This is a genomic window from Conexibacter sp. SYSU D00693 (assembly GCF_017084525.1).
In the GTDB taxonomy this organism is placed as follows: Bacteria; Actinomycetota; Thermoleophilia; order Solirubrobacterales; family Solirubrobacteraceae; genus Baekduia.
Window position 1 is genome coordinate 137,324 of record NZ_CP070950.1, and the last position, 15,239, is coordinate 152,562.

The window sequence follows — 15,239 nt, forward strand, 5'->3', positions numbered from 1 at the left end:
GACGTAGACTCTCCCCGGATGAGCCTGGAGGACCGCAAGCGGTTCGAGCCCGCCGAGGCCGAGCCGCCGATCGTCGAGCGCTGGTTGAGCTCCGGCCTCTTCTCGCCCGACCCGGCCGGCCCGAAGGAGGAGACCTTCTCGATCGCCGTCCCGCCGCCCAACGTCACGGGCGCGCTGCACATGGGCCACGCGCTCAACGGGTCGGTCCAGGACGTCCTGATCCGCTTCCACCGCCAGCGCGGCGCGCGCGCCAAGTGGACGCTGGGCACCGACCACGCCGGCATCGCCACCCAGGCGCAGGTCGAGAAGCAGGTCGCACGCGAGGGCACCTCGCGCAAGGAGATGGGGCGTGCGGCGTTCGTCGAGCGGACCTGGCGCTGGCGCGAGGAGTACGGCGGCACGATCGTCGGCCAGTTCAAGCGCCTGGGCTGCTCGATGGACTACGACCACGAGCGCTTCACCCTGGACGAGGGCTACGCGCGGGCGGTGCTCGAGGTCTTCGTCGCCCTCTTCCGCAAGGGCCTGATCTACCGCGACAACTACATGGTCAACTGGGACCCGGGCACCGGCTCGGCGATCAGCGACCTGGAGGTCGAGGAGCGCGAGGTCGACGACGTCCTCTACTCGATCGCCTACCCGCGCGCGGACGGGCCCGGGGAGGTCGTCGTCGCGACCGTGCGCCCCGAGACGATGCTCGCGGACGTCGCCGTCGCGGTGAACCCGCTCGACGAGCGTCACGTCGACCTCATCGGCGCGCAGATCCGCCTGCCGCTGACGGACCGCACGATCCCGGTCATCGCCGACGATTACGTCAAGACCGACTTCGGCACGGGCTGCCTGAAGATCACGCCGGGCCACGACCCCAACGACTTCGAGATCGGCCGCAAGCACGGCCTGCCCGAGCTCAGCGCGATCGGCGAGGACGGCCGCATGACCGAGCTCGCCGGCGAGTTCGCCGGCCTGACCGCGCTCGAGGCCCGCAAGGCGGTCGTCGAGCGGCTGCGCGAGCAGGGGCTGCTGCGCGCGGAGGAGCCCTACCGCCACGTCGTCCCGTTCAGCCACCGCTCGGGCGAGCGCATCGAGCCGCTCATCTCCCTGCAGTGGTTCATGCGCATGGACGTCCTGGCCAAGCCGGCGATCGACGTCGTGCGCGAGGGCCGCGTGCGCATCCACCCGCCCTCGCAGCAGCGCCGCTACGTCGACTGGCTCGAGGGGATCCGCCCCTGGTGCATCTCCCGCCAGCTGTGGTGGGGCCACCAGATCCCCGTCTGGTACCGCGGCGACGAGGTCTTCTGCGGCGTCGAGGCGCCCGAGGGCGACGGCTGGGAGCGCGATCCCGACGTCCTGGACACCTGGTTCTCGAGCGCCCTGTGGCCGTTCGCCACGCTCGGCTGGCCCGACGAGACCCCCGAGCTCGAGGCCTTCTACCCGACGTCGGTGCTCTCGACGGCGCGCGACATCCTCTTCCTGTGGGTCGCCCGCATGGTGATGATGGGCCTCGAGTTCACCAACGACGTCCCGTTCGCCGACGTCTACTGCCACTCGGTGATCCAGGCGCCCGACGGCCGGCGGATGAGCAAGTCGCTGGGGACGGGCATCGACCCGATGGCGCTCATCGAGGGCGGCGAGCGCCCCCCGGCCTTCCCGCAGGGCGGGGAGTTCCCGGCCTACGGCGCCGACGCCGTGCGCTTCGGCCTGCTGGCGATGAGCTCGACGCAGGACGTCCGCTTCTCCGAGGAGAAGATCGCCCAGGGCGCGGCGCTGGCCAACAAGCTCTTCAACGCCTCGCGCTTCGTGCTCCTGCGCGCGCAGGCGGTGACGCCGGCTCCGGCGCCCGAGACGGTCGAGGACCGCTGGATCCTCTCGCGCCTGCACCACGCGCGCACGACGTTCGAGGCCCAGGTCGCGGACTTCGACTTCTCCAAGGCGGCGTTCGGGCTCTACGACTTCGTCTACGCGGAGCTGTGCGACTGGTACCTCGAGCTCATCAAGGGCCGCGAGTTCGACGAGCGGCTCTCCGCGCACCTGCTCTACGTCCTGCGCGAGACGCTCGTGCTCTGCCACCCGGTGATCCCGTTCGTCACCGAGGAGCTGTGGGCGCACCTGCCCGGGACCGAGGGCCTGCTGGCCGGTCACGTCGCCGGGCCGCTGCAGGGCGGCGCGGACGCCGAGGCCGAGCGGGCGGTGCAGACGGTCATCGACGTGGTGCAGGCCGTGCGCTCGTGGCGCGACGCGTCGGGCGTCAAGCCCGGCGAGCGGCTGGAGGCCCGTGTGGCGGGCCTCGACGGCATCGCGCCGCTCGTCTCGCGCCTGGCGCGCCTCGAGCTGCTGGAGGCCGACACGCGCGAGCCGGTCGCGACGATCCCGGTCGCCGGCCTCCAGGTCGAGCTGCTGACGGGCGTCGACCCCGCCGAGGCGGCCGCGAAGGTCGAGGCGGAGCGCCAGCGCCTCACGGGCGAGGTCCAGCGCGCCGAGGCCAAGCTCGCCAACGAGGGCTTCGTGGCCAAGGCCCCGGAGCACGTCGTCGCCGCGGAGCGCGAGAAGCTGGCGCGCCTGCGGGCGGAGCTCGAGGCCCTGTAGCCATGGGCGGCGCGCCGGCGATGAGCTACCCGGAGGCCGAGCGCGCGCTGCTCGACCTCGAGCTCTTCGGCATGCGGTTCGGCCTGGACCGCATGCGCCGGCTGCTCACCGTCCTGGGCTCGCCGCAGGAGCGATTCCGGGCGATCCACGTCGTCGGCTCCAACGGCAAGTCGTCGACCACCCGCCTGGCCGCGGCGATCCTGCGCCGCCACGGGCTGCGCACCGGCGCCTACCTGTCCCCGCACCTCGTCGCGTTCCGCGAGCGCGTGCGCGTCGACGACGAGGACGTCAGCGAGGCCGCCTTCGCCGATGCGGTCGCCCGCGTCCTCGCCGCGGCGGAGAAGGTCGACCGCACGAACGGCCCGGACGACCGGGTGACCCAGTTCGAGGCCGTGACCGCGGCGGGCCTGCTGCTGCTGGCCGAGGCGGAGGTCCAGGTCGCGGTCGTCGAGGCCGGGCTCGGCGGGCGCTTCGACGCGACGAACGTCCTGCCGACGTCGGTCGCGGTGTGCACGAACGTCGGGCTGGAGCACACGCGCTGGCTCGGGCCGACGATCCGCGACGTGGCGTCCGAGAAGCTCGCCGTCGTCCGCGACGGGTCGACGCTCGTGGTCGGCCACGGGCTGCACCCCGACGCGCTCGAGGTGGCCGAGCGCGTGTGCCGCGAGCGCCGCGCCCGGCTCGTGCAGGCGCCCGAGGACGTGGGGGTCGAGCTCGTCGCCCAGGGCGCCTTCCAGCGGCGCAACTTCGCCACGGCCCACGCCGCGGTGGGCGCGCTGCTCGGCGAGCTCGACGACGCGGCGGTCCGCGCTGCGGCGGCCGCGACGCTCGTGCCCGGGCGCTTCGAGGAGGTCGACCACGACCCGATCACCATCGTCGACGGGGCGCACAACCCGGCGGGCGTCGAGGCGCTGGCCGACTCGCTGCCGTCGTTCCTCGCCGGCCGCCGGCTCGTGGCGGTCGTCTCCGTCCTCGACGACAAGGACGCCGCGACGATGCTCGCCACGCTGGCACCGCTGTGCGACCACATCGTCTGCACCTCCAACGCCAACCCGCGGACGCTGTCGCCCGCGACCCTGCTGACCGAGTGCGAGCGCCTCGGCGTCGCCGCCTCCATCGAGCCTGATCCGCGGCGGGCGCTGGAGCGCGCGCGGGAGCTGGCGGGACCCGGCGGCGTGGCCCTCGCGACCGGCTCGCTCTACCTCCTGGCCGACCTGCGTCGCCCCGCGACCCACCGAGACCAGCGAGCATCCCGTCTGTGAGCGTCCAGGACGGGGGAGGGCCGGGCATCGACGACGGCGAGGTCGCCCCGCACGGCGAGCCGTCCGTCGGGACGATGATCGCGGGCGTCGCGGCGCTCGTCGTCGTGGTGGTCCTCGTCTTCTTCGCCCTGGGCTACCTCATCGGGCGGCTGGTCCTCTAGCGCCCGCGCAGGGTTCCGGTGGATCGCCCCGAATCCCGCAGCGACCCGTACTCTTGTCTGCTCTGATGCTCCCGCTCGCCGTCTTCGGGATCGAGAACAACGGCCTCAACACGGCCGTGAAGCTCCTGGTCCTGCTCCTCCTGGTCGTCTGGTTCGCGCTCGTCTACTACACGTACATGGACGCGCGGCGGCGCATCGCGGACCCGATGCTCATCGGCTGCGCGACCGCGGCGAGCCTCTTCCCCTTCGTCGGGACGATCGTCTACATGATCGTCCGGCCCCCGGAGTACCTGGACGACGTCCGCGAGCGCGAGCTCGAGATGCAGGCCGCCGAGGCCCGCCTGCATCAGCTCGACTACCTCCTCTGCCCGCACTGCGACGGCGAGGTCGAGAAGGACTTCCTGCGCTGCCCGCACTGCCTGCGCAAGCTCAAGGACGCCTGCGGCCATTGCGCCAAGCCGCTGGACCCCGCCTGGAAGATCTGCCCGTACTGCGAGACGGAGATCCCGGGCGTGACGCCCCGCCCGCGCCGCCGCCGGCGACGGGCCGAGGGCACCGAGCCCACCGTCGTCGAGTCCTAGCCGGACCGCAACGCGCCGGGGCACCGGCGCGGCTAGCGTCCCGGCCCTATGGAACGCACCCTCATCCTCGTCAAGCCGGACGCGTTCGCGCGCGGCCTGACCGGCGAGATCCTCGCGCGGTTCGAGCGCAAGGGCCTGAAGATCGCCGCGCTCAAGCAGCTCACGACGCCGCGTGAGACCGCCGAGACGCACTACGCCGAGCACCGGGAGCGACCGTTCTTCGGCGAGCTCGTCGACTTCATCACCGGCGGTCCGCTCGTCGCGCTCGTGCTCGAGGGCCAGGACGCCATCAAGGCCGCTCGCCAGCTCATCGGCGCGACGAACCCGCTCGAGGCCACGCCCGGCTCGATCCGCGGCGACTTCGCGATCGAGGTCGGCACGAACATGGTGCACGGCTCGGACTCGCCGGAGTCGGCCGAGCGCGAGATCGGCATCTGGTTCCCGGAGCTCTAGGGGTCCCGCTGAGCGCGAAGCTCCTCCTCGCCTCAGCGTCGCCGCAGCGCCGGGCGATCCTCGAGCAGCTCGGGGTCGCCTTCGACGTCGCGGCGCAGGACGTGGAGGAGCTCGCGGCGGGCGATCCGGCGCAGGTCGCGCTGGAGAACGCCCGCCGCAAGGCGCGGTCGGCCGCCGACGCCCACCCGGGGCGGCTCGTCCTCGGGTGCGACACCGTCGTCGCCCTCGACGGCGCGATCTACGGCAAGCCCGAGAGCGAGGGCCGCGCGCGCGAGACCCTCGGCGTCCTCGCCGGTCGCACCCACGACGTCGTCTCCGGCCTCGTCGTCGGCGACCGCCAGGCGGTCTCGACGACCCGCGTGACCTTCCGCCCCCTCACCACGCCGATGGTCGACTGGTACGTCGCCACGGGGGAGTGGGAGGGACGCGCCGGCGGCTACGCCATCCAGGGCCGCGGCGCGGCGCTCGTGCGCGCGATCGAGGGCGACTACCTCAACGTCGTCGGCCTGCCGGTCGCGACGCTGCTGGACCTGGCGCCCGAGCTGGTCACGCCCACCGCCTAGGCCTCCAGCGGCGGCTCAGCCCGCCGCCGCCCGCGCGGCCGCCGCCTCCTCGCGCGCCGCGACCGCGGCCCGCACGAGCGCCTCGGCCTCCGCCGGCGCCTTGCCCAGCGCGCCGGCGTCGAACGGCGGCTGCGGGTCGTACTCGATGCCGAGCTGGATCGCCTGGGCGACGAGGTCGCCGCACATCCGGGCGACGAGCGCGAGCGCCATGTCGATCCCCGACGACACGCCCGCGGCGGTGACGACCTTGCCCTGGAAGACGACGCGGTCCTCGACGACGACCGCGCCGTGGGAGGCGAGCTCGTCGCGGTCGAGCCAGTGCGTCGTGGCGTGGAGGCCGTCCAGGACGCCGGCGGCGCCGAGGACGATGGCCCCGGTGCAGACCGAGGTCGTCCAGGTCGACGTCTCGTGCGCGCCGCGGACCCACGTCACGAGCCGCTCGTCCTGGGCGAAGCGGGTCGTCGAGATGCCGCCGGGGACGCAGACCACGTCGGGCGCCGGGACGTCCTCGAACGCCGCCTCGGCGATGACCTGCAGCATGCGGTTGTCGGTGCGCACCGGGCCGGGCTCGTGCGCGAGGAAGCGCACGGTGGTGCCGGGCACGCGCGACAGGACCTCGTAGGGCCCGATCGCGTCGAGCGCGGTGAAGTCCTCGAACAGCGGGATGGCGACCTGCATGACGGCTCCTTGGTCTCGAAGGGGTTCAGGCGGCGCGGGAGAAGCGCTCGCGGACCTCGCTCGGGGAGACCCCGAGCCGGCGGTGGAAGGCGCGGCGCAGGACCTCGCCGCTGCCCAGCCCGACCTCGCGGGCGATCGACTCGACGCCCAGCGGGGACGAGGTGAGCAGCGCGCGGGCGCGCTCGACGCGCAGCGCCTCGACGTAGGCGGCCGGCGACATGCCGGTCTCGGTGCCGAACAGCCGCGTGAGCTGGCGCTCGGAGCGCCCGACGCGGGCGGCCAGCACCGGCACGGACAGGTCCTCGTCGAGGTGGTCGCCGATCCACGCCTGCAGCTCGCGCACCGGACCGCGCGACGCGGTCTGCGCGGCCAGCGTGGTGGAGAACTGCGCCTGGTCGCCCGGGCGCTTGAGGAAGAGGACGAGCGCGCGGGCGACCGACAGGGCGACCGCCGGCCCCAGGTCGTCCTCGACCAGCGCGAGCGCGAGGTCCATCCCCGCGGTCACCCCCGCCGACGTCCACACGTCGCCGTCGCGCACGAAGATCGGGTCCGGGACGACCTCGACGCCCGGGTGCCGGCGGGCGAGGGACCGGCACCACGCCCAGTGCGTGGTCGCGCGCCGGCCGTCGAGCAGCCCGGCCGCCGCCAGGACGAACGCGCCGGTGCACACCGACGTCACGCGCCGCGAGACCGCCGCCTGGTCGCGCACCCACCACAGCAGCTCGAGGGTCAGCTGCTCGGACCGCGTCCACGCGCCGCCGGCCACGACGAGCGTGTCGGCCGGCGCGACCTCCGGCAGGGGGGAGGCCACGACGTCGAGCCCGCTCGAGGTCGCGACGACCCCGCGGTCCCCGGGGGCGACGAGCGCCGTCTCGTACTCCGGCGCCTCGGCCACCGCGCAGGCCGTGGACAGCACCTCGATGGGCCCGACCGCGTCGAGGGCCTGGAGGCCGTCTCCGGCGAGGACGAGGACGCGGCGGGGGGCAGGCACGGCATCGATCCTGACCGCCCTCGCACGTGTCCGCAAGGACGGACACCCCACGGATCCGGACGTGGAAGGTGCCAGGCACCTTCCGTCGGATCGAACCCCTCCTAAAGCCCCGATGAACGGCGACTTGCAGGCGCTTTTGCGCAGGGGCACCGCGACAGGCCGTCAGCAGGCCGACCGCTACACTCCCGCCACGCGGCCCTCCGCCGGCCCCCACCTGGCCGTGGGGCAGTCCCCGCCCGGGTGGTCGCGTCCTCACGCTGGCATGGGCTTCTTCAGCTACCTCACCGGCTTCGGTGGCCGCGACATGGCGGTCGACCTCGGCACGGCGAACACCCTGGTCTACGTCCGCGGGCGCGGCATCGTGCTGAGCGAGCCGTCCGTGGTCGCGATCGACTCACGCACCGGCGAGGTGCACGCGGTGGGGATCGAGGCCAAGCGCATGCTGGGCCGCACGCCCGGCACGATCCAGGCCATCCGTCCGCTCAAGGACGGCGTCATCGCCGACTTCGACGTGACGGAGGAGATGCTCCGCCACTTCATCCAGAAGGTGCACCAGAACCGCTGGGCCCACCCGCGGGTCGTCGTGTGCGTGCCCTCCGGCGTCACCGGCGTGGAGAAGCGCGCCGTCGAGGAGGCGTGCCTGTCGGCCGGCGCGCGCCAGGCCTACCTCATCGAGGAGCCCATGGCCGCCGCGATCGGCGCGGGCCTGCCCGTGGGCGAGCCCACCGGCTCGATGGTCGTCGACATCGGCGGCGGCACCTCCGAGGTCGCCGTCATCTCGCTCGGCGGCATCGTCGTCTCGCAGTCGATCCGCGTCGGCGGCGACGAGCTCGACGAGGCGATCATCAACTACGCCAAGCGCGAGTACAAGCTCCTGATCGGCCAGCAGACCGCCGAGGAGGTCAAGCTCGAGATCGGCTCCGCCTACCCCATGGGCGAGGAGGTGCAGGCGGAGATCCGCGGCCGGGACATGGTGTCCGGCCTGCCCAAGACCGTGGTCCTCACCAGCGAGGAGATCCGCCAGGCGCTCGAGGAGCCCCTGTCGCAGATCGTCGACGCGGTGAAGGAGACCCTCGACCGCACGCCGCCCGAGCTCGCCTCGGACATCATGGACCGGGGCATCATGCTCGCGGGCGGCGGCTCCCTGCTGCAGGGGCTCGACGAGCGCCTGCGCGAGGAGACCCAGATGCCGGCGCACCTCGCGGAGTCCCCGCTGACGTGCGTCGCCGTCGGCTCCGGCCGCTCGCTGGAGGAGTTCGAGGTCATCCATCGGACCAACAAGAACTCGCGCTCGCGTCCGCGCCGGCGCTATCAGTGACCCGCGGCCCGGTCGCGGGTTGGTGTGAGCTGACGTGCACGACCGCAAGACCATCCGACGCCGGCGCGCGGTCCTCGGACTCCTCGTCGCCTCGTCGCTCGTCCTGCTGACGGCGTGGTTCGGCGAGTCCGCCGGCGGCGGGCTGCACTCCATCCAGCGCGGCGTGGGCGAGGTCTTCTCGCCGATCCAGGAGGGCGCGAGCCGCTCGCTCAAGCCGGCGCGCGACCTCTTCGGCTGGATCGGCGACACCATCGACGCCAAGGGCGAGAACGAGGAGCTCAAGCGCGAGCGCGACGCCCTGGCCGAGCAGGTGGCCGCCGCCCAGAACGCGGTCCGCGAGAACCGCGAGCTCAAGGCCCAGCTCGGGCTCGACACGAACCTCGGGATCTCCGACTACGACCCCGAGACCGCGCGCGTCGTCGGCCAGTCGCCGACGCTGTGGTTCGCCACGCTGAAGATCAACAAGGGCCGCTCGGACGGCATCGGGCTCGACATGCCGGTCGTCGCCTCCGACGGCGACGGCGCGGGTCTCGTCGGTCGCATCTCGAGCGTCACCGGCGGCAGCGCGTTCGTCACGCTCATCACCGACAGCTCGATGAAGGTCTCGGCGCGGGGCGCACGCGGCGGCGGCGCCGGCGTGGTCGAGCCCGAGGTCGGCAACCCGCGCGACCTCGTCCTGCAGGACACCAAGGGCACCGACCGCTTCGAGCGCGGCGACCTCATCGTCACCGCCGGCACGACGAACCCGCGGCTGCCCTCGCTGTTCCCGAGCGGCATCCCGATCGGCCACGTGACGCGCGTGGAGGACCCGGAGACCGACGCCCAGGAGGTCCACCTCGAGCCGGACGTCGACCTGCGCGGGCTGGAGTTCGTGCGGGTCCTGACCAAGCGCGTGGACGGCGAGGGCACCTAGCGGCGTGTTCGGCTCCCCGCAGATGGCCGCCCGCCTCGCGGTGCTGGGCTTCGCGCTCTCGATCCTCCAGGTCGCGTTCGTGAGCCAGCTGCCGATCGCGGGCTCCAGCGCGGACCTCCTGCCGCTCACCGTCGCCTCGGTCGGGCTGCTGTGCGGCTCGGTCCCCGGCGCGGTCTTCGGCTTCGCCGTCGGCCTCTTCGCCGACATCGCCTACGCCCAGACGATGGGCCTCAGCTCGCTCGTCTTCACCGTCGCGGGCTACGCGGCCGGGCGGTTCCTCGAGCTGCGCGACCCGCAGAACCCGATCATGCCGATGGCCGTGGGCGCGGCGATCACGCTGCTGACCGCCGTCGGCTTCGGGCTGATGAACTTCCTGCTGGGCATCGACGCGCCCGTGAGCCTCCTGCTCCTGCGCCTCATCCTGGTGACCGTGGTCCTCAACGCCCTCCTCGCGCTGCCGCTGCACGCGCTCGTCCGCCGGGCGCTGGGCAGCGACCTGCCCGGTGACGGCCGGCGTCGCCGCCGGCGCGCGTACACGACGGGTGGACTCAGCCCCTTGAGCCAGGCGAGGGGCTGACGGATGATCGATCCGATCCAGGACCGTCGCCCTCCGCTGTCCCCGTCGCTCGCCCTGCGCGTCGCCGTCCTCGGCGTCGTCGCGTTCGTGCTGTTCGGGATCGTCTTCTTCCGCCTCTGGTACCTGCAGGTCCTCAGCGGCGACCAGTACCTGGCCCAGGCCAACGACAACCGCGTCCGCGTCGAGCGCGTCGCCGCGCCGCGCGGGGCGATCGTCGACCGCGACGGCCGCGTGCTCGTGCGCAACCGCCGGGCCAACGTCGTGGCCATCGAGCCCGACAAGCTGCCCCAGGAGGTCCGCGACCAGGCCGCCGAGTGGGGCCGCCTCGCCGGCCTGCGCGAGCGCAGGCCCAAGGGCCGCAAGGGCGACCCGATCCCGATCCCGCAGCTGCTGGACGGGCGCACCAAGACGCTCTACCGGCGCCTGGGCCGCGTCATCCGCATGCCGTGGCAGGACATCCACCAGCGGGTGGTGGAGCAGCTCGTGCAGGTGCCCTACGCGCCGATCACGGTCAAGACGGACATCCTGGACTCCGAGCGCAACTACATCGCCGAGCGCCAGGACGACTTCCCCGGCGTGCGCGCCGAGCACAAGTACCTGCGCACCTACCCGCAGGGCCAGCTGGCCGCCCAGGTCTTCGGGACGATCGGCGAGATCACCGAGGACCAGCTCGACGACGAGCACTTCGACGGCGCGCCGCAGGGCACCGTCGTCGGCCAGAGCGGCCTCGAGTACGAGTACGACACGTACCTGCGCGGGCGCGACGGCTCGACGCGGATCATCGTCGACGCCAACGGCAACCCGAAGGGAACGCGGCCGGGCCGCGACCCGACGCCGGGCCGCCAGCTGCGCCTGACGATCGACCTCGGCCTGCAGTCGACGATGCAGCAGGCGCTGGCCCGCGGCGGGGGCGGCCGGCCGTCGGCCGCGGTGGCGCTCGACCCGTCGACGGGCGAGGTCCTCGCCATGGCGTCGCTGCCGACGTTCGACCCCGAGGTCCTGGCGCGGCCGATCACCCAGGAGAAGTACGACTCGCTCTTCGGCGACCCCGAGACCTCGCCGCTGACCAACCGCGCGACGACCGGCCTCTACGCCACCGGCTCGACGTTCAAGCCCGTCACGGCGCTCGCCGCGCTGGCCGCCGGCAAGACCACGCCGCTGGCCCAGATCAACGACACGGGCTGCATCACGATCGGCAAGGGCGTGGGCGGCGAGCGCTGCAACGCCAAGAAGCAGGTCTACGGCGCGGTCGACCTGCGCCGCGCGATGACGGTGTCCTCGGACATCTACTTCTACGTCATGGGCCAGCGCCTCAACGCCGTCGCCGACGAGCCGCTGCAGACCTGGGCCCGCCGCCTGGGCTACGGCCGGCGCACCGGCATCGACCTGCCCGTCGGCGCCAAGGGCCTGGTCCCGGACGCCGAGTGGCGCGAGGACGCCAACCGGCGCGAGGCCGACTGCCGCAAGGACAACGACGGCAAGCCGTGCGGGATCGCCGACGGCACGAACCGCCCGTGGCTCGAGGGCGACGAGGTCAACCTCGCCATCGGCCAGGGCGACCTCCAGGCCACGCCGCTGCAGGTGGCGCTCTCCTACGCCGCGATCGCCAACGGCGGCCGGGTGCCCAAGCCGCACCTCGCCCAGCGCGTGGAGGACGAGCAGGGCCGCGTCCTGCAGCGCATCGACCCCGGCACCGCCCGGCGCTTCAGGCTGCCCGAGGAGTGGCGCGCGGCGATCATGGACGGCCTGAAGGGCGCGGCCTCCGCACCCGGCGGCACGTCGACGGGCGTCTTCCAGGGCTGGGACCACGACCGCTTCCCGGTCTACGGCAAGACCGGCACCGTGCAGCGCACCGGCCAGAACGACTCGTCCTGGTACGTCGCCTACGCCCACCAGGCCACGCCGGAGGGCAAGCGGCTGCGGCCGATCGTCGTCGCCGCGCTCGTCGAGGGCGGCGGGTTCGGCGCCGCGTCGGCCGCCCCGGCGGTCAAGCAGGTCCTGTCCAAGTGGTTCACCGGCAAGGCCGGCGAGTTCACCCCGGGGTCGTCGACGGACACGTGAGCGCGCTCGGCTCCACGATCACCGACGTCCAGGGCGACCGGCCCAAGCCGGCCGCGCGGCCCGCCGGCATGGCGCTGCCCGTCGACCTCGTCCTCTGGCTGTCGGTCCTCGGCGTCTGCGCCGTCTCGCTCGTCACGCTCAACGCGGCGACCGCGGACGACATCCCGGGCAGCCCGCACTACTTCGTCATCCGCCAGGGCGCCTTCATGGTCGTCGGGATCGCGCTCGCGCTCGTGCTGTCGCGCATCGACTACAGCCGCATGCGCGAGCTGCGCCACGGCCTCTACGGGCTGCTGATCTTCGGCATCCTCGCCGTCTTCGCCCTGGGATCGGACTCGCGCGGCTCCAAGCGCGCGATCTCCACCCCCTTCTTCGAGATCCAGTTCTCCGAGCTCGGCAAGGTCCTGCTCGTGCTCGTGCTCTCGGCCTTCCTGGTCGAGCGCGCGCGGCGCCTGCGTGACCGCGACACGACCGCCCGCGCGATGTTGCTCGCGCTGTTCCCGGCGGCGATCGTGATGGCCGAGGACCTCGGGTCCGGGCTGGTGTTCATCGCCATCGCGCTGTCCGTGCTGTTCGTGGCCGGCGTGTCGGGCAAGCACCTCCTGGGCCTGGTCGCGCTCGGCGCGGCCGCCGTCACCCTCGTGCTCGTCGCCGCACCGGCGATGGGCGTCGAGGTGCTCAAGCCGTACCAGCAGGACCGCCTCACGTCGTTCCTGCACCCGTCCGAGGACCCCGGCGCCGCCGGCTACCAGCAGAACCAGTCGCGCATCGCCATCGGCTCAGGTCAGAAGACCGGCCGGGGCGACGCGGCGACGCAGACGGAGCTCAACTTCCTCCCCGAGCACCACACGGACTTCGCGTTCGCCGTGGTGGGGGAGCGGTGGGGCTTCGCCGGCGCGGCCCTGGTCCTCACCCTCTACGCGTTGCTCATCTGGCGGGCCATGCGCATCCTCGTCATCGCCAAGAACCTGTTCGGCGCGCTCGTCGTCGGCGGCGTGGTCGGGATGCTGCTCTGCCAGGTGTTCGTCAACGTCGGCATGAACGTCGGGATCATGCCCATCACCGGCATCCCGCTTCCGCTGCTCAGCTACGGCGGATCGTCGGTGCTCTCCACGTTCCTCGCGATCGGCCTCCTCCAGTCCGTGTACTGGCAGGGCCGCGGCGCCGCCGCGCTCAAGGGCCGCATCCGCACATGACCTCAAGGACTGACATTGCGCAAGACCGTGCTGGTGAGCGTCGACCGGGGCGAGACCCGGGTCGCGCTGCTCGAAGGTCAGGGATCCCCGGCTGCGAAGCGGGGGAGCTCTAGCCGCAGCAGGACCTCCACCAAGAAGGACCCGACCGACGGCCTGCGGGTCGCGGAGCTCTACCTGGAGCGCCGCACCAACCGCTCGATCGTCGGCAACATCTACAAGGGCAAGGTCGACAACGTCCTGCCCGGCCTCGAGGCGGCGTTCGTCGACATCGGCCTCGACAAGAACGGCTTCCTCCACGTCGACGAGATCGTCCTGCCGGGCGTCGAGGTGGCCCGCCGGGGCCGCGGCACCGGCGGCGGCAAGGGCAAGCCGATCCACGAGGTGCTCAAGCCGGGCCAGGAGGTCGTCGTCCAGGTCGTCAAGGACCCGCTGAAGACCAAGGGCGCGCGCCTGTCGATGGACCTGACGATCGCCGGGCGCTACATGGTCTACACCCCGACCGGCGAGGGCGTGGGCGTCTCCAAGCGCCTCGACGACAAGGAGCGCACCCGCCTGCGCAAGGAGGCCAAGGACCTCGACCTCAAGGGCGGCGGCGCGATCATCCGCACCGCGGCGCAGGGCGCCAAGCGCCCCGACCTCGAGCGCGAGCTGCAGTACCTCTTCAAGCTCCACGAGGTCCTCGACAAGCGCGTGGCCGAGTCCACGGCGCCGTCGCTGGTCTTCCAGGAGGCCGACCTCTCGGTCCGTGTGGTGCGCGACATCTTCAGCGACCACTTCGAGCGGGCGATCGTCGACGACCCCAAGCAGCACCAGCGCCTGACGTCGTTCTTCAGCCGCACCGCGCCGGAGCTCGTCGACCGCGTCGAGCTCTGGGAGGAGAGCAAGCCGCTCTTCGAGCGCTTCGGCGTGGAGAAGGAGATCGACGGCCTGATGAGCAAGCGGGTGGACCTGCCCTCGGGGGGCTACCTGCTCATCGACTACGCCGAGGCGCTGACGGTCATCGACGTCAACTCGGGCTCGTTCGTGGGCCGCGGCAAGCAGGCCCGCCTCGAGGACACGATCACCAAGACCAACCTCGAGGCCGCCGACGAGGTCGTGCGCCAGCTGCGCCTGCGCGACATCGGCGGGATCATCGTCATCGACTTCATCGACATGGCGCGGGCCAAGAACCGCCACGCCGTGCTCGACACGCTGCGCAAGGCGCTGGACGAGGACCGCACGAAGACCTTCACCGCGGAGATCTCGAAGCTCGGCCTCGTCGAGATGACGCGCCAGAACGTCACGGAGGGCGTGCGCGAGATCATGACCCGCTCGTGCCCGACCTGCGATGGCGAGGGCGTCATCAAGTCCGAGGAGACGATCGCCATCGAGTTCGAGCGCCGGCTGCGCGAGATGGCCTCGCGGGCCAAGCGCGCGACGGAGGCGTTCCTCGTGCAGATGAACCCGCGGGTGAGCGCGCAGTTCACCGGCGAGGGGGCGCGCGTCCTGCACCAGCTCGAGCAGGACACGGGCAAGCTCTTCCACTTCCAGGGCTCCGAGGGCCTGCCGCTGGACTGGCTCGAGGTGCTCGCCGAGGGCGGCAAGGAGGAGATCGAGGAGCAGGCGATCCCGTTCCGCGAGGGCGACGAGGTGCTCGTCCACATCGTCGAGCCCCACATGTACGAGGTCGACGACGCCGTCGCGAAGATCGACGGCTACATCATCAGCGTCACCGACGGCGGCCGGTTCGTGGGCGAGAAGCGCATGGTGCGCATCGAGGAGGCGGGCCGCACGGCCGCCACCGCGACCCTCCTGGACGACGAGGGTGGTGCGGACGAAGACGCGCTAGACTCGAAGCCCAGGCGCCGTGGCCGCAGAGGCGGACGGCGCCGTTCCGCTGCTACGGCGGAAGCGACCTCGGAGTAG

General features: G+C 72.7%; 14 protein-coding genes. 12 read left to right on the forward strand and 2 right to left on the reverse strand.

The genetic code is table 11. The features are described 5' to 3' along the window. Nucleotides 1-18: 18 nt before the first annotated feature. From JUB12_RS00750 to JUB12_RS00775, 6 genes are all read left to right on the forward strand, one after another. Nucleotides 19-2,580: a valine--tRNA ligase gene (locus tag JUB12_RS00750; protein WP_205697711.1), complete on the forward strand. Its 2,562-nt coding sequence runs from the start codon at nucleotides 19-21 to the stop codon at nucleotides 2,578-2,580. 2 nt (nucleotides 2,581-2,582) lie between these two features. Then, nucleotides 2,583-3,842, forward strand: coding sequence for a folylpolyglutamate synthase/dihydrofolate synthase family protein (locus tag JUB12_RS00755; protein ID WP_205697712.1), 1,260 nt, complete (start codon nucleotides 2,583-2,585; stop codon nucleotides 3,840-3,842). Further along, nucleotides 3,839-4,003 (forward strand): hypothetical protein, encoded by a 165-nt coding sequence (locus JUB12_RS00760; RefSeq protein WP_205697713.1) that lies wholly within the window; start codon nucleotides 3,839-3,841, stop codon nucleotides 4,001-4,003. Before JUB12_RS00755 ends, JUB12_RS00760 begins: the two co-directional genes overlap by 4 nt. Before the next feature lie 65 nt (nucleotides 4,004-4,068). Next, nucleotides 4,069-4,584: a zinc ribbon domain-containing protein gene (locus JUB12_RS00765; protein WP_205697714.1), complete on the forward strand. Its 516-nt coding sequence runs from the start codon at nucleotides 4,069-4,071 to the stop codon at nucleotides 4,582-4,584. Between the two features lie 48 nt (nucleotides 4,585-4,632). Then, nucleotides 4,633-5,037: a nucleoside-diphosphate kinase gene (gene ndk / locus JUB12_RS00770; protein WP_205697715.1), complete on the forward strand. Its 405-nt coding sequence runs from the start codon at nucleotides 4,633-4,635 to the stop codon at nucleotides 5,035-5,037. A gap of 8 nt (nucleotides 5,038-5,045) precedes the next feature. After that, the gene (locus JUB12_RS00775) at nucleotides 5,046-5,600 is read left to right on the forward strand and encodes a nucleoside triphosphate pyrophosphatase (protein WP_256436575.1); all 555 of its coding nucleotides are present in this window, start codon (nucleotides 5,046-5,048) and stop codon (nucleotides 5,598-5,600) included. Nucleotides 5,601-5,615: 15 nt separating this feature from the next. On the opposite strand, the gene JUB12_RS00780 is transcribed toward JUB12_RS00775, so the two are convergent. Beyond that, nucleotides 5,616-6,278: a DJ-1/PfpI family protein gene (locus JUB12_RS00780; protein WP_205697716.1), complete on the reverse strand. Its 663-nt coding sequence runs from the start codon at nucleotides 6,276-6,278 to the stop codon at nucleotides 5,616-5,618. Nucleotides 6,279-6,303: 25 nt separating this feature from the next. Continuing rightward, nucleotides 6,304-7,269 (reverse strand): GlxA family transcriptional regulator, encoded by a 966-nt coding sequence (locus JUB12_RS00785; RefSeq protein ID WP_205697717.1) that lies wholly within the window; start codon nucleotides 7,267-7,269, stop codon nucleotides 6,304-6,306. A 262-nt stretch (nucleotides 7,270-7,531) separates the two neighbouring features. Between JUB12_RS00785 and JUB12_RS00790 the strand changes: the two genes are divergently transcribed. The 6 genes from JUB12_RS00790 to JUB12_RS00815 are packed head-to-tail and all read left to right on the forward strand — an operon-like array spanning nucleotide 7,532 to nucleotide 15,239. After that, nucleotides 7,532-8,587 carry a rod shape-determining protein gene (locus tag JUB12_RS00790; protein ID WP_205697718.1) on the forward strand — a complete coding sequence of 352 codons (1,056 nt, stop codon included), beginning with the start codon at nucleotides 7,532-7,534 and terminating at the stop codon, nucleotides 8,585-8,587. Between the two features lie 34 nt (nucleotides 8,588-8,621). Beyond that, complete coding sequence (gene mreC / locus JUB12_RS00795) at nucleotides 8,622-9,500, forward strand: rod shape-determining protein MreC (RefSeq protein ID WP_205697719.1); 879 nt, start codon at nucleotides 8,622-8,624, stop codon at nucleotides 9,498-9,500. Between the two features lie 22 nt (nucleotides 9,501-9,522). Then, nucleotides 9,523-10,077, forward strand: coding sequence for a rod shape-determining protein MreD (gene mreD, locus JUB12_RS00800; RefSeq protein ID WP_205697720.1), 555 nt, complete (start codon nucleotides 9,523-9,525; stop codon nucleotides 10,075-10,077). A gap of 3 nt (nucleotides 10,078-10,080) precedes the next feature. Next, the gene (locus JUB12_RS00805; RefSeq protein ID WP_205697721.1) at nucleotides 10,081-12,138 is read left to right on the forward strand and encodes a penicillin-binding transpeptidase domain-containing protein; all 2,058 of its coding nucleotides are present in this window, start codon (nucleotides 10,081-10,083) and stop codon (nucleotides 12,136-12,138) included. After that, complete coding sequence (locus JUB12_RS00810) at nucleotides 12,135-13,334, forward strand: FtsW/RodA/SpoVE family cell cycle protein (protein WP_205697722.1); 1,200 nt, start codon at nucleotides 12,135-12,137, stop codon at nucleotides 13,332-13,334. Before JUB12_RS00805 ends, JUB12_RS00810 begins: the two co-directional genes overlap by 4 nt. 15 nt (nucleotides 13,335-13,349) lie before the next feature. Next, entirely contained in the window at nucleotides 13,350-15,239 is a 1,890-nt protein-coding gene (locus tag JUB12_RS00815; RefSeq protein WP_205697723.1) for an Rne/Rng family ribonuclease, read from the forward strand.